14 protein-coding genes are annotated in these 14,061 nt (G+C 32.0%); 4 read left to right on the forward strand and 10 right to left on the reverse strand.

The window, feature by feature from the left end:
* Positions 1-109: 109 nt before the first annotated feature.
* The 3 genes from V7014_RS14570 to V7014_RS14580 all read right to left on the reverse strand — a co-directional run bounded on the left by V7014_RS14570 (position 110) and on the right by V7014_RS14580 (position 2,152).
* Positions 110-856, reverse strand: a complete 747-nt coding sequence (locus tag V7014_RS14570) for a DUF6973 domain-containing protein (RefSeq protein ID WP_335508164.1) — start codon at positions 854-856, stop codon at positions 110-112.
* A 275-nt stretch (positions 857-1,131) separates the two neighbouring features.
* Complete coding sequence (locus tag V7014_RS14575) at positions 1,132-1,353, reverse strand: hypothetical protein (protein ID WP_335508165.1); 222 nt, start codon at positions 1,351-1,353, stop codon at positions 1,132-1,134.
* A gap of 184 nt (positions 1,354-1,537) precedes the next feature.
* Entirely contained in the window at positions 1,538-2,152 is a 615-nt protein-coding gene (locus tag V7014_RS14580; RefSeq protein ID WP_335508166.1) for a MarR family transcriptional regulator, read from the reverse strand.
* 413 nt (positions 2,153-2,565) lie between these two features.
* Between V7014_RS14580 and mobV (V7014_RS14585) the strand changes: the two genes are divergently transcribed.
* A complete protein-coding gene (gene mobV / locus V7014_RS14585) occupies positions 2,566-3,729 on the forward strand; it encodes a MobV family relaxase (protein ID WP_335508167.1) in 1,164 nt (387 codons plus the stop codon).
* Between the two features lie 28 nt (positions 3,730-3,757).
* Here mobV (V7014_RS14585) and V7014_RS14590 read toward each other — a convergent pair whose 3' ends face one another.
* Positions 3,758-4,267, reverse strand: coding sequence for a replication/maintenance protein RepL (locus V7014_RS14590; protein WP_335508168.1), 510 nt, complete (start codon positions 4,265-4,267; stop codon positions 3,758-3,760).
* 272 nt (positions 4,268-4,539) lie between these two features.
* Here V7014_RS14590 and V7014_RS14595 point away from each other — a divergent pair, with 272 nt between their 5' ends.
* Positions 4,540-5,865 (forward strand): AsnC family protein, encoded by a 1,326-nt coding sequence (locus V7014_RS14595; RefSeq protein ID WP_335508169.1) that lies wholly within the window; start codon positions 4,540-4,542, stop codon positions 5,863-5,865.
* Between the two features lie 641 nt (positions 5,866-6,506).
* On the opposite strand, the gene V7014_RS14600 is transcribed toward V7014_RS14595, so the two are convergent.
* From V7014_RS14600 to V7014_RS14610, 3 genes are all read right to left on the reverse strand, one after another.
* On the reverse strand, positions 6,507-6,791 hold the full coding sequence (locus V7014_RS14600) for a helix-turn-helix domain-containing protein (protein WP_335508170.1): 285 nt from the start codon (positions 6,789-6,791) through the stop codon (positions 6,507-6,509).
* Positions 6,792-6,905: 114 nt separating this feature from the next.
* Positions 6,906-7,289, reverse strand: coding sequence for a type II toxin-antitoxin system RelE/ParE family toxin (locus V7014_RS14605; protein ID WP_335508171.1), 384 nt, complete (start codon positions 7,287-7,289; stop codon positions 6,906-6,908).
* A 1,288-nt stretch (positions 7,290-8,577) separates the two neighbouring features.
* The gene (locus V7014_RS14610; RefSeq protein WP_335508172.1) at positions 8,578-9,168 is read right to left on the reverse strand and encodes a MerR family transcriptional regulator; all 591 of its coding nucleotides are present in this window, start codon (positions 9,166-9,168) and stop codon (positions 8,578-8,580) included.
* Between the two features lie 610 nt (positions 9,169-9,778).
* Here V7014_RS14610 and V7014_RS14615 point away from each other — a divergent pair.
* Positions 9,779-10,144: a DUF3139 domain-containing protein gene (locus V7014_RS14615; protein WP_335508173.1), complete on the forward strand. Its 366-nt coding sequence runs from the start codon at positions 9,779-9,781 to the stop codon at positions 10,142-10,144.
* 50 nt (positions 10,145-10,194) lie between these two features.
* Here V7014_RS14615 and V7014_RS14620 read toward each other — a convergent pair whose 3' ends face one another.
* Together V7014_RS14620 and V7014_RS14625 are read right to left on the reverse strand one after the other, a co-directional pair.
* The gene (locus tag V7014_RS14620) at positions 10,195-10,944 is read right to left on the reverse strand and encodes a peptidoglycan amidohydrolase family protein (RefSeq protein ID WP_335508174.1); all 750 of its coding nucleotides are present in this window, start codon (positions 10,942-10,944) and stop codon (positions 10,195-10,197) included.
* 304 nt (positions 10,945-11,248) lie between these two features.
* Positions 11,249-11,809, reverse strand: a complete 561-nt coding sequence (locus tag V7014_RS14625; protein ID WP_335508175.1) for a recombinase family protein — start codon at positions 11,807-11,809, stop codon at positions 11,249-11,251.
* Between the two features lie 278 nt (positions 11,810-12,087).
* Between V7014_RS14625 and V7014_RS14630 the strand changes: the two genes are divergently transcribed.
* Positions 12,088-12,435 carry an HTH domain-containing protein gene (locus V7014_RS14630; RefSeq protein ID WP_335508176.1) on the forward strand — a complete coding sequence of 116 codons (348 nt, stop codon included), beginning with the start codon at positions 12,088-12,090 and terminating at the stop codon, positions 12,433-12,435.
* 232 nt (positions 12,436-12,667) lie between these two features.
* Here V7014_RS14630 and mobV (V7014_RS14635) read toward each other — a convergent pair whose 3' ends face one another.
* Entirely contained in the window at positions 12,668-13,333 is a 666-nt protein-coding gene (gene mobV, locus V7014_RS14635; protein ID WP_335508177.1) for a MobV family relaxase, read from the reverse strand.
* Between the last annotated feature and the right edge of the window lie 728 nt (positions 13,334-14,061).

Raw genomic sequence — 14,061 nt, forward strand, 5'->3', positions numbered from 1 at the left:
AAGAAGTTCATAATCTATAAAATATAGATTATGAACTTCTTTTATTTATACTTGGAATCTCACACCATTAAAAAATTTTAACAATACTTCTCCAAATATATTAATTTTATTATTTTTTACCACCTGAATTTGTATCTACTAATTTATTTTTTGAAATTCTTTGCCCTTTTCCTCCGTCAACAGCTTTTTGCACTACATTTACTCCTGCTAAATCGCCATAACTACCAGAATTATTAAAAGTTAAATCTCTTCCAACTGAATTATTATATAAGTCCATTTTCTTTTCAATAGCTGGTTGACCTATAGATCCTTCCTCATGTGCAGTTGCAAATTTTTCTGCATACGCTTTTGTTGTATAATTTCTCATATATGTATTCCACAAAATATGTCTAAAAGCGTCACCATTTCCATTATGTAAAGAACCTGATTCGTATTTAGCTTCTGAATATTCTTTTGCTTTTTGTCCAGCTACAAGTGCTTTTAAACCATATGATTTATTAGAGTTAAAAACTTCTTTTTCTTTAGCATTTAACATATCTGTTACATAGGGTACACTGTCATACTTAGAAGCTCTATATGTTTTATTAGAGTTGAATTTACTTCGTAATTCTTTTCCCATTTCTACAGATAAAAAACTATCTAATTCTTCTGGAGTAGCAATTGGATGTTCTAATTCATATTTTTCAAGAATAGCTGCATATCTCTCAACATCAGAGTAATCTTCAATAACCTGAGAATAATCAATCGTTTCTTTTACTTTTACTACTTCTTCAGCATTTACAACACTTTGGAATGATAACCCTACTGTAGAAGTCATAATCACTGCTGATAATAACAATGGTGCTTTTAATTTCATTTCCTAGTCTCCTTGTTAATTTATTCCTATCTTAGAAAAGTATTCTAATATAGAATACAGTATATTTAAAAAAAGAAAACTATTTTTTTGTAAAAAACTATATTTTTTTAAAATTGAATAATTGGAGGACGAAGAAGAAAGGGTACAAATTTATTTCTCAAAAACACTACCTGAACTTTGTGCAGAGCATATTAGTATTGGTTATATTCTACTTTTTAGGGTGTCACTAAAAGGTGACACCTATTTTTATTGACTTTTAATAAAATGCTTTAGCTCTACTCTTTTTTTAATCCTGAATAAGTCACAATATAATCTTCAGGACATTGAATGACTTTCCAATCTTTTAAAGCTTCTTTAAAAGACATTCCTACTGTTTTTTCAAGTGCTGGTGGATCTTGATCTTCATGTAAAATATGAATTGAAACACCAAATGTAGAATGCTGTACAACCCCATAAATACCTTTAGTACGATGTGTTACAACATCTCCTATTTCCATTACATCACCTCATTTATAAAATTATATACTGTATTGAGAAAAGCCCTTTTATATAGAGTGAGAAGAGAGAGAGTTAAAAAAGTGTAAAAAAGGTTGATATATCAATAGTTTTAAAGATTTTTGTGTGTTGTAAAAATGCAACACACGAAAATGATAAAAAGAAAGGACTTGAAAAATTCAAGTCCTAGAATAATTTATTAGGTAGATCTTTTAATATTGGCATTTTCATAGCTTTATAAAACATAACTTTTAAAGCTTCATTTACATTGTCTTTATCGCCCGCATACATGATATGAGGATTAACAAATAAAGAGTAAGCCTTAGCGTTATTTCCTTCTACACCACTTTCTGTCTTAGCCAGTAAGCCTTTCTTGATCAACGCATTAATAGTTGTGCTGGTATTTGCTCTGTTTGCTTTTATAAGTTTAGAAATCTCAGATATATTAGCAGGAACAGGATTTTTAGCCTTAATATCTACCACAATACCATTACTATCAAAAGAGACATATCGCATTATATCAAACAAAAAAATCTTTTCACGACCTATTAAATAATCATACTCATATAAATAATCTAAGTTTTCCTGTAAGATTTGAACAAACCTCACTTTCGATCGCGGTGAACGCTTAATTCCTATGTAAAGATCTTTTCCAGTAGCTCTTCCTAACAATTCCATTGCATTATTAAGCTGTTCTTGCGAAATTCCTCCATGATCTAAAGCATATTGAAGTTTTTCTAAATCTAAATCTCGTTTTCTAGCATTTTTTTCAGCTTGTTCAAAATCTACAACTTTTGCCATTAAATAATTCTCTCCCTTTTGTGGAAGGAATTAACCTTTTTGTGCTAGAATACACTTAAATAAACATGACAATAAGGTTAGTTCCAACCTTAGTATGAGAAACCGCCTACCGTCCAAAGTAAGGGCGGTTTTTCCCTTGTCGGTTGCCTTTGGGGATTGTAAGGGGTCGAGGCTCATCACCAAGGGTTCTAGGCTATCGTAATCGGATGGATTGAATATGTTTTCGGGGTTTAAAAGACATTGCTTCAGCAGTGTCTTTTTTGTTTTTTAGGGGGACATTGAGTGTCCCTTTGGCGAAGCCAACAGCCCTCGGCAGAGCACACACCAAAGAATTTGGTATAATGTGCTATACCAAATTCTTTGGTTCGCTCTTATGATGTGCTATGCTTAAAGGAAAAAAGGAGCCTTTCATCATGTCGAGTTACTGTATTATTCGAATGCAAAAATTTAATATGTCAGATGTTCAAGGGATTCAAAAACATAATCAAAGACAGATGAAAAATTTTAGCAATCATGATATTGATCCATCTCGTATTCATTTGAATGTTGATTTAATAAATGGCCAAAAACTTAAATATGAAAATGAAATTAAACAACGAATTGATGCAAGGGTGAAAAGAAAGCCAAGAAGCAATTCGGTTGTTTTATCTGAATTTGTTGTGTCAGCTTCACCAGAATACATAAAGTCGCTTTCTCCTGGAGAGCAGAAAATCTATTTTGAGAAGTCGTTAGACTTTATCCAAGCGCGTTACGGAAAGGAAAATGTGCTGTACGGAATGATTCATAACGACGAAACAACACCTCACATGCATGTAGGTGTTGTGCCTATAACCGAAGATAACCGTCTTTCTGCAAAGGATATTTTTAATAAAACAGAATTGAGAGAGTTGCAAACGGACTTTCATGAACATTTAGTTCGAAGTGGATTCGAAGTAGAACGTGGAGAATCTTCAGACCGGAAAGGTCTTTCTGTACAAGAATTTAAGAAACAACAGATAGAAAAAGAACTCGAGGTCAAAGAAAGAGAGTTAGACAGTTTAACAAAAGTGTTAAAAAATCCTCAAGTACCTTTCTTGAAAAAAGAAGAAGAATTGCAGGTTAAAGAAAAATTCTTTGGAAAAATAGAAATTATTAAAAAGGAAAATAAAAACTATGTCTTAACGCCGGAGCAATTTCAAACGATGAAATCAAAAGTGCATGCAGCTGTTGCACTAAAAGAGGATTATGAGCGTTTGAAAAAGACGGATTTGGTTAAAGAAAATAAACAATTAAAAATCGAAAGAGACTTTGTTGCAGATGAATGGGCTGCATTGAATAAAGAGAATAAAGATCTTCGTGAAGAAAATAAAAAGTTAAAAAAAGATAATACCTCTTTAAAAGCTCAAAATTCGATTCTAAGAGATAATATAAGAGTTTTATATAAAAGTACCAAAGAAGTATTTAAAGAGAAATTTGAGGCGTTCAGAGACTTTTTAAAGACAAAAATGATAAATGCTAATGTTGAAAATTATTTTGATAAGGTTCATGCTGAAGAACGAAAAAAAGTAAGAGAAAGAAACAGTGGGATGGAACGATAAAAAAAGACGAGTAATTACTCGTCTTTTTTTATCGTTCTCTTAGTGCTTTAAATCTATCAAATTGGCTTCGATATTCATAGTCTTTATTTCCTTTTTTGCTTACAAGGATTTTTCCATCGTATTTAGCAAATTTTTTCTGATCATTTGAAACAGTCCATGCTAGATCTTCATTTACAATATAAACGTTTGAAGTTCCCATTTTTAAAATGTCTATGAATCCATTTTTCTCAAGTATTTTTAATTTTCTATAAATCGTTGTTTTATGTTTTCCGAAGTAATCTTCAAATACAGAATAAGAACAAGCAAGTGCATTTTTATTATCCATGTGTTCTAGGATGAAAAATAACAAAGAGCTAGCCAAATTATGATTAGACATTAACCAACGTAATTCAGGCATATTATCACGATAACTTTCATTGGATTCTTCTAATTCAAGAAATCTTTGAAGTTTTTGGCCATGGTAAAGATAGATGGGATTTGGCGGCTGTTTATATGCGATAGAAAGGATAATTTGTAGCAGAATTTCTTTATTGTTCATGAATGAGAGATTATCAAATAGATCAGTGTTTTTGAGAAGCATTGTAGTGAAATTAAATCTAATTTTATGGGGAAACGTGTACTTAATTTTAAAATAGTTTGTTGTAGTGTGTCATAGTTTGATAGAATTTAAGACAAAGAAAAAAGCTCCCTCGGTTTGGTCGCCATGAGGAGCTTTCTTGGTAAGGGACAAGTGTACCCTTTTTCATTATTTTATTGCTATTAATATAGCACAGTACACGGTTCCTTTCCACTGCGAAAGGAGAAAAAATTATGGGAATTTCTTTAAATAGAGAATCATATCAAGAAACATTTATTGAAATGTGGTCTGATTGTTATGTTTCAAATAGCAAAATTACAGGATTTGTTTGTACCTTAAATTTAAATGTTAAAGATAAAAATGGTTATAAAAAACAGCAATTTTATGGATTGAATGATTTAGATCAATTAATCAAAGTGGCCAAAAAAAGAAAAACTGATTTGTATTTAAGTTTAAATGGGTTTGAGTACGGTTCTAGGGAGACAAACGCTTTAAAACAAATTAGGAATATTGGTGTTGATATAGATTGTTATAAGCTCGGTATTTCAGTTGAGAGTGCATTAGAACGAATAAAGGATTTGATATTTAAAGCTAAAATACCGAATCCTAATTTAGTTATCTTTTCTGGCCGAGGTATTCAATTGATTTATAGTATAAGTGGTGGAGCAAGTCCTAAAATGGCGTATCTATCAAAATATATAACATCTCAATACATAGCTGAATTAACTCACTTAGGAGCTGATACATCTGCTACAGACGTAACACGTGTATTCCGTTTGCCTTATAGCGTTAATGGTAGGAATGGAAAAAGAGTAGAAGTAGATGTTTGGAGAACATTAGAATACCATTTAGAAGAATTATATAGTTATTGCACACCATTAGAAGCTCAAAGGAAGCCTTCTAAGAAGCGTAAAGGTACTTTAGTATCTTTACCTTCACACCGAGGTTTATTTAATCTATACAGCTTAAATACAGCGCGTAAGGATGATTTAGAAACATTAGTTTCTTTAAGAAATGGAGATATAGAAAAAAGGAATGTACTTACATACATTTATTCTTATACTGTTGCTCTAATTTTAAAAAATAAAGAAGCTACACTTGCTTTTGCACAGCAAATGAATAATAGTTTTGCAGATCCGCAAAAGAAAGGTGAAGTAAATCGTACAGCTGGAAGGGCTTATGATGATGCAATGGAATTCTTTCGAGAATATGAACAACGTGATTTTAAAATGTGGTACAAGCAGTTAGACGGCATTAAACGACCTATGAAGAATGCTAATGTAATTGATGAATTAGATATTACACCAGCTGAGATGGCTCAATTTGAGACTTTAATTGATTCAGCAGAGAAATACTCTAGGAAAGTTAAAAAACGTCGTGAGCAAGGCGTGATAGAGCGAGAAGAATATCTTGAACAACAAAAAGAACAATCTGAAGATAAGTTGTGGCAATTAGAACAAGTAATCGAACGTCACCCAGATTGGACAAATAAGCAATTGGTTGCCCATTTAGGTTGGTCGTTGAGAACCGTTCAAAACTATAAAAAGAAATTAAATTAGGGGGTGCAAGGGTGTGTCCCTTAAACCTATATAATTGGACTGGCTTTTTTTGTGATTGTCTTACTGTGGTTATTTAAGTATTTTGTTTTGATTCCCTGGGGGGCTTAGTTTTATAGCGTGTCTCTGTTTTTTATTGTTCTTTACTATCCTGGGTTATAGGGATTAATTGAAGTCATTTATATGGCTTATTAACACATATATAGACTGTCTCATTGTTTGTTTTAAGTTTCTTTGCTTATTTTAAAATGTTTTTTTATATATTACTTAAAACCATATCAACATTGATACGGTTTTTTTATTTTTGTGTGACTGTCTTGGAGGTTATATTGTGATTCATTCAGGATTATTGGGAAAAAACTAATAATCCTGAATGTAGAGTGTGTGAAGGTTGATTTTGTTGAGGGGGTATAAAGTTCTCAGAGGTATTTTAAAATTTAAAAGAGTGACTCTTAATTTTGTTTACTTAAACAATTTTAGAGTCACTCTTTTTGTTATATATTAATTTATCTTTAAACTTTGCAAGAATTGAAATTTCACGCTTTTACCATATAATCCAACAAAATGAGAATGTGTGTTCGCTTTTTCTGTATCCTTTTATAGATGGGTACCCACGTGTTAATTCATCTAGGAGATTCAGATGTTTAAATGGATATTGACATATCTTTTGACACTGCATTTTCATCAATTAAGACTAGTTTAAGATTTAGGGCTTTGGCGATCTTTTCAAGCGTATCTAATCTTGGAATTGCACCTTCTCTTTCCAAACGAGCAATAGCAGCTTGTTTTAGTCCCGTCATTTCTGCTAAATCTCTTTGAGTAAGTCCAAGAACTTTTCTACGAGTAATTAGTTGGGCTACAATTGCAATCTGTTCCAATTCTTCTTGGTCTAAAGATTTTAATTGTTTTTTGTAATCAGCCCATTTCATATTTTAGATTCCCTCCTTTATAACAAAAATTACGTACCTAATATAAAATTAATGATTTGTCTGGATAATCATCTATGGATTGGGGAGTTTTTAGCTCCCCATTACCATGGATGATCACAAGTCGCTCTGTAATCTTTTTTTCCCGTTAGCCAGCCAATCTTTCATTTCTATTTCTGCTAGATCTATTTCCTTTTGAGGAGTTTTTTGTGTTTCTTTACGAAAAGAATGTAATAAAACTATTTTATTTCCATCCCATCCAAAAAAGAAAATTCTATGATCTTTAGGACGAAGTTCCCAAATTCCGTTGCCAATATGCTTTGTATAAGGTAATCCAGAACGAGTCCCAGAACTTTCTAAGATTTCGATATATAAAGCAATTTTGGCTAATAATTGTTTGGCTTGTTTATTCTTTTTGGCTGAGTTATCAAGTTCATTTAAGAACTCTTTTACAGGAGAGCGACCACGATCATCTTCATAGAAGATTACCTCGTAATTCATATTATTCTCACTTTCTTACATTTGATAACAAACACATTTAAAAAATAACATATTTGTTATTAAATATAACGTATTCGTTATCAAATAACAATATAATTTTTAAAATTATATTGTTAAAAAGCTATAAAAAGTAAGAATTTATGTGATGGATAGATACATAATGAATACTTTAGGAATTTAAAATTCTTCTCTTCTCACTCTATATAAACGAAAAATAAAGAAACGACGTGAGAAAGGAATAGTAGAGCGTGGGACATATCTAGAGCAACAGAAAGATAAAACAGAAGATAAGCTTTGGCAATTGCAACAGGCTATGGAACGCTATCCTAATGCTAAACGTAAGGAATTAGCTGAATTATTGAATGTTCATCCTATTTATATTACGAAATTAAAAAAGCAATTATAAAAAAGGTGAATGGTCTGTCCCTTAAACCTATATAATTGGACTGGGCTTTTTACAGTTCTTGTATTCTAAGTTATTTACGTATCTTGTTTTGATCTTTTGGTGGGTGTAGCCCTAGAGCGGGTAGCCTTTTCGTTCTATTTTTAGTATCACTACCATATACTGCGCTATCTTCTTAGATTGTTATATATTACTTAAAATCGTATCCATATTGATACGGTTTTTTATTACATTGAGATATCTTGTTCAATTTCTTGGAGGTAATATGGTGGTTCATTCAGGATTATTAGGGAAAAACTTATAAAAATTTCTTTTCTATAAACTTAATATAGTTCTAAAAGGCTCATATTGGCTTTTTAAGGGGGTGTTTTTAATTCCCCTTTACAAAACACAAGATAATAATATAAAAACGTGTAGAAGGTGGTTTTTATGCGTTTTTGAGTATATAGGATTGAAGAGAACAGCTTAAAAGATAAATGCTCTGGAGCATTTACAAGTAATTCTTTAAAAAAGCTATGAAAATGAATGACTTGAATAATTCATTTAGTTAATTTTGTATGTATCCATTTGATTACAAATAGAAAACCTTATAAACCTTGGTATGACAACTTTTTTCAGACTCTTTATACAAGGGGGCAAATCTAGATATCTTCTGTTTCTAGTTTTGATTAATAGAACTAAAAAAGAGCCGTTTTATAGGCTTCTTTTTTATGTATTACAAGAATAATAATATTTATTCTTTAGTTTTTTTTTAGCTGCGGTAATAAAAGTTATAAGTAAGATTAACGCTATGACGATGATAATAAGATTTTCGGTTAAAAAATTTGAAATAGAATTTAGAATAATAAAACATTCCTTTCTAATTTTTTATTTTGTCATTTAAACTTAGGTTCTTTTGGTTGATGAAAACAGTTTTTTATACCAGGGTCTAGCCTTTTCCTCTGCTAATTCTTGTTGAAGTTCATAGACAACGTTTTTGAGTTGTTGAATGGTTTCGTCTTCTTTGATTTTCGTAATGGATTCTTTCATTTGAATCATCTCTTGTTGAAACTGTTGTTGATTGTGATCAAATTGTTCGATTAATATTTTTTGCTCTTTGATTACATCTTGCTGGCGTTTCATTTCTACAGCCATTTGCCCCATGGTTTTCATTACCGTCATCCATCCGTCATGGTCGGATACACTACCACCATCACTTACTCGGAGTGCGTCATCTACTGCATCATTTACATTAATAGCAAAACCCTTTTCTCCTAACATAGCCATGATCTGTGGTTTGGCATAACCTTTTTCACGGTAATATTGAATGGTTTCAAGTACTTGGAGGGTTTGTGGGCCGTAGTAGGTCACATTCTTATGTTTAGTGGTAGGGATATACACGTTAAATTCATTGATCCAGTCAGTTAGCGTACTACGGTTGATTCCAAGTTTATCTACTAAATCTTTTTTTCGTAACAATGGTTGTTCATGGTTCAATTTCCGTCCGTCCTCCCGTCGTTTTGTATCCGTCCGTCATCCGTCATTCGTCCGTCACTTGATAACACTATTATAACCTGTATTACCATTGGTAATCTGTATGGATTTCATTGCACCACATATTCGATGTGGATAATGAATCGGTATTACATAAAGCTTATATAAGGAGTGGGGGAAGGGGCGTGAAACTAAATAGCGAAGTGTCCCGTGAGCTTTAAGCCATGCCAACTTTACCAATGGAGCAGCGTGGCAGGCTCGGTTTTGAAATATCTACAATAATGATCAGAGGTTTTATGACAACCACTAGTTAGAGCGTATTGAATTTATCGTGGTAGAGATTGTGCAACAAAAAAGAGAAGGCATTAGAACGGATACCATGAGAATGGAGCAGAAATTTCCATGGGGGTATTTTATCATGCATCAATAATTGTCATAGCTGCCATGCAAGAGATTTAATATTTGTATAGTACGTAATACATGTGGTGAGTATTTTCATAGTGACGTTCAACTACTCAGATGAATATTCACCTAAAATTAATAAATCACCAAGATCCGTTAATATGTTAGAATAATAGATAGTATTAACTATTTTGGTTAAAAGAGGGATATTATGAAAAAAACATTAATGTATTCTTTAATAGTTATAATTACTGTAGGTGTTACTAGTGGTGTTATTTTTTATTATTTAAATTTTCCATATCAAAAAAAGCAAGCAGAACAAGCATTGGAATACTATATTGAAAAACAAGGAATTTCAAAAGAAAATATTAAATCAAAAAAGATTATGAAAGATTATAAACAGGGCGGATATACTATAGATATCACTTTTAGAGATGATCCTGAAGTAAATTATCAATATGTTTATGGTAATGCACATAATAATAAACCGTTTTCTATATCGTTAGCTGGCTATGATAAAAATAATTCTTCTATAGATGCTGAGGATTTATTACATAAACCTCTTATTTTTAAATAAAATAAAAAAGGGAGCGTAATATATTTACGCTCTCTTTTTTTATAAATCTATTAGAAATTAGCAACTAATTTAGGTGTATAAGAACTAGTGAAATAATCAGGTAAGCTATAAGGCATTATTAAACCAGAAAATGGAGGCTTAATTACATCTCCTCTTCCAAGACCAGTACGATAGGCTTGCCACACAATTTTTGAACAATAAGTTGGATCTTTAACCATATTTCCTCCACCCAATCCATACTTAGGTTTTATTGTATGAGATGCTCCTCCATTTGGATTATAATAATTTCTATATGCCCAAGTTCCTGCTTTTGTAGCATCGTCTGTGTTTTTGATACGATATACTTTTGTCCAAGTTTTACTATCTTTTTTTCCGTAATCGTCCTTCCATTGCTTTAATGTTAAAAGTTGAGTAGTATGATTGTATCCTCGAATATGTAAAATTTTCTCATCGCTTACTGCAATTGCTGAATGTCCTGTTAAACCTTTAGAAGATGTTCTATTAGAAATAAAAATATCTCCTTTTTTCATTTTATATCCAGATTTAGCTAGTAAAGAATTTACTTCTTCATTTTCTACATCTTCTTCTAGTAAATCATTTTCTCTATTTTTTAAAGCTTCTTCCGATTCTAATTTTGATTGTTCCCACATTTCATGAGTGATAGATTCATCTAAAATACCCTCATTTAATAGAGTATTATAATCTGTTTCTTCAACACTTAAAGCTTTTGCTGTTAAACTCATTGAAAACATTGAAAAAAGAAGAATAATACTTAAAAATAAATAATTTAATTTTTTCATAAAAAGCCCTCCCTTATAATAATTCCAAAATTGAATAATTTTTAAGAAAAAGAAAAATAGAAAAATATTTTCTTAGAAAAATATTCAATAGTTAAAATATACAACACATTTTTGGGAATAAATATCAAAAATGTGAATAAAAAAGTAATTTTAGAATAATTTTCAAATGTTATTAAGAGTAAAAATCTTCTTTAAAAAGTAAAAATCTTCTTTAAAGAGTAAATATGAAGTTTAAGAAGCATATATCAAGATAGATAAAAAAATAACAGTAACCGTAGTTGTTAATTAACAACTACGGTTACTATTATTTTTTGAAATCTCTCTTCTTTTTTGCACGAATTAAAGTACTTTTTGATATACCGGTTAAACTTTCTACTTGCTTATATGAATGTGTTTCAAGTAGGTGCAAAGCATGATCTACATGCTTCTTACTGAATTTGTTTGGTCTACCTTCACGAAAATCAGGATGCTGTTTCGCAATCACTTTACCTTCTTGAGTACGTTCTACAATCATGTCTCGTTCAAATTCAGCAAAAGCACTCATTATATTAAAGGTTAATCTACCGGTGGGAGTGTTCTCCACTACTCCCATATTAAGTACATGAACTTTTACACCTTTTTCAAACAGACCTTTTATTGTTTCAATTGCATCTGCTGTTGATCTTGCAAATCTATCTAACTTAGTAACAACTAACGTGTCACCTTCAGTTAATCGTCCTATTAATTTTGTGAATTCAGGTCTATCTGTTTTAGTTCCAGTAAATTTTTCTGAATAGATTTTTTCACAACCTTCTGCTTTTAATACATGTAATTGAGCTTCTAAATCTTGCGATAAAGTAGATACACGAGCATATCCATATTTCAATTTCATCCACCTCATTTATGGCACTAAGATTCGACACCTTTGTTTACCTTGATAATATAGCAACTCAAAAACGGTGTCAAATCTCTTAAGTTATGGGTATGAAATAATATTAAAAGACTGTCAATAGACAGCTCACACCCCAGCTAGCCTTCACGCCCCAAAACAAGGGGGAAAAATAGTGTGCATTTATCACTAGTGCCCATCTATGCACCCTGTTGGATGCGATGGTAAATAGCAAAGCTGTACTTTCAAATAAGAGCAAGGAAGGATGAATTAATATGGATATAGAGATATTCGATTTTATAAAATCTTTAAATTTGTTAATACAAGAATATAAAATGCCTGTTAAGTCAATAAGTAAAATAACAGGTATAGATGAGAATGTAATTGAAGACATTGCTAATGAGAAAGTAAATCTAAATGTTCTATCAATAGATAAACAAGATGAATTTCTAGATTTTCTTGCATGTTTAGTTGAGGGAATACCTGGCACAGATGAATATACGAGAATTCATTCAATTATTGATGGGTTAACTTATCAATATGGAATACCTCTAGAAACAATTGCGAAATTTACGGAATTAGATGTTAGAGATCTTGAGTTATTTTTGGAAAATGATGAATGAATATCAATCGAAAAAAGGTATAAATTAGCTGTAGTTGTACTTTTCATGCACTATTTGTTTAAGTAATAACTGAACAAGAAAAACAGTTCGGTAGATAGGTTCATTTGTGAAGGAGAAAACCCCTTGCTGTACAATTACCGAAGGTGTCCGATAAGGGCGGTTTTTCTCGTTTAATCTATCATAACAAACAAATACTGAAATTATCTTTAATTTTTTGAATCTGATTCTCTCACTATCGTTCCATACCTTGATCTCTTGATTTTCTATCAATATCTTTCTGTAAACCTTCTAAAGCATCTTTATAAGATAACGTTATGGCTTTATATTTGGCTGTTTCAAGGTGTTTTCGATTAGAAGATACTCCACGCTCTAAATCAAATCCTTCGCTCTTTAAATGCTCATTAAAAGCATCTTGTAAGCCTACTAGCTTAAGTTTATTGCCAATTACATCTTTAGCTGATAATCGGCCATCTTCTGTTACTGGCACAAAGCCTACGTGCATATGAGGAGTTCGTTCATCCAAATGAACGGTTGCGTAAATTAAATTTCTTTCTCCATAGCGATCTGCTAAGAATTCATATGCCGTTTTGAAAAAACGTTTTTGTTCTGCTGGAGAAATATTTTTAAAGAAATCTTCATCGGATGTAACTAAGCATTCTGTCAGTTTTACAGCATCTTTCCGAATCTTTTTTTGAGAAACAACATTCTTCTCAATCAATTGATCAATACGCTCATTATAGTTAATTTTTTTATCGTTTATTAAATCGTAATTCAAATGAGAATCAGCCTTATTAATATCGGGATTTGTTTCACTTTCCCTCTCTCTTTGATTATGAAACTGTATACCTTTTATAGCTGTTGTTTTCATCTTTTGAACACGAAGAATTGAATAACTCAAGACCATTTACCCCCTGTCGACCTACTGTTGAGTCAAAGCAGATTTATACCATAAGTATAATCACACTAGACTTTGTAGCCAAAGTGTGTGGTCTGCGACGCTCAAAAATAAGACTTTGGGCGTTGCCCAAACCCACTGGGGAACTCTTCCCCAGACCCCCTAATCGAACTCCCCAACCCCTCAATCCTTGAGGGGCTCCCTCGCCGGTAGGCAGCTCAAAAGGTTTGCCTTTTGAGACACCAAGAGGGTCTTGGTGAAGTGAGTCTGTCAACTCCTTATCCTCCCTTCGGTCCGGTACCGTTGACAGACACCATAAATCGCCCTCTATGTGCTTATATGGTTATACCTTAGTTTTAATAAGACAAAGACAAAACAAGACCCTTAGAATCCAAATATGGAGTTCTCAGAGCTGTTTTGAAATTAAAAGAGACAAATATTTATAGATTTTCCCCTTTGTTTTAGGGTGGAGGTTGGCAAGGGGGTGTGGGGGAAGACCCCGCATAGTGTAGATCCATAAGGTAAAAGAATAAGAATCATGAACAGTTGCTCTGGCGGTTTTGGCGGTACAATGGTTCAAGCAAGCCGATTGCCTGAAATCCTCGTTTTAGGTATGTCGGCTTGGCGACAGTCTAGCACCGCCAAAATTTCGGAATACAAGGAGTAAAAGGTGGAGATTTTTCGGTGGTTTTTTCCGAAAAATACTACCTGAACCTTGTATGGAGAAAAGC

This window comes from Bacillus sp. JJ722 (assembly GCF_036963345.1).
In the GTDB taxonomy this organism is placed as follows: domain Bacteria; phylum Bacillota; class Bacilli; order Bacillales; family DSM-1321; genus Bacillus_AD.

What these genes read in the sequence shown, in the direction of transcription:
- V7014_RS14570 (WP_335508164.1), bottom strand. Translation starts at nt 856, where the DNA reads ATGAAATTAAAAGCACCATTGTTATTATCAGCAGTGATTATGACTTCT.
- V7014_RS14575 (WP_335508165.1), bottom strand. Translation starts at nt 1,353, where the DNA reads ATGGAAATAGGAGATGTTGTAACACATCGTACTAAAGGTATTTATGGG.
- V7014_RS14580 (WP_335508166.1), bottom strand. Translation starts at nt 2,152, where the DNA reads ATGGCAAAAGTTGTAGATTTTGAACAAGCTGAAAAAAATGCTAGAAAA.
- mobV (WP_335508167.1), top strand. Translation starts at nt 2,566, where the DNA reads ATGTCGAGTTACTGTATTATTCGAATGCAAAAATTTAATATGTCAGAT.
- V7014_RS14590 (WP_335508168.1), bottom strand. Translation starts at nt 4,267, where the DNA reads ATGAACAATAAAGAAATTCTGCTACAAATTATCCTTTCTATCGCATAT.
- V7014_RS14595 (WP_335508169.1), top strand. Translation starts at nt 4,540, where the DNA reads ATGGGAATTTCTTTAAATAGAGAATCATATCAAGAAACATTTATTGAA.
- V7014_RS14600 (WP_335508170.1), bottom strand. Translation starts at nt 6,791, where the DNA reads ATGAAATGGGCTGATTACAAAAAACAATTAAAATCTTTAGACCAAGAA.
- V7014_RS14605 (WP_335508171.1), bottom strand. Translation starts at nt 7,289, where the DNA reads ATGAATTACGAGGTAATCTTCTATGAAGATGATCGTGGTCGCTCTCCT.
- V7014_RS14615 (WP_335508173.1), top strand. Translation starts at nt 9,779, where the DNA reads ATGAAAAAAACATTAATGTATTCTTTAATAGTTATAATTACTGTAGGT.
- V7014_RS14620 (WP_335508174.1), bottom strand. Translation starts at nt 10,944, where the DNA reads ATGAAAAAATTAAATTATTTATTTTTAAGTATTATTCTTCTTTTTTCA.
- V7014_RS14630 (WP_335508176.1), top strand. Translation starts at nt 12,088, where the DNA reads ATGGATATAGAGATATTCGATTTTATAAAATCTTTAAATTTGTTAATA.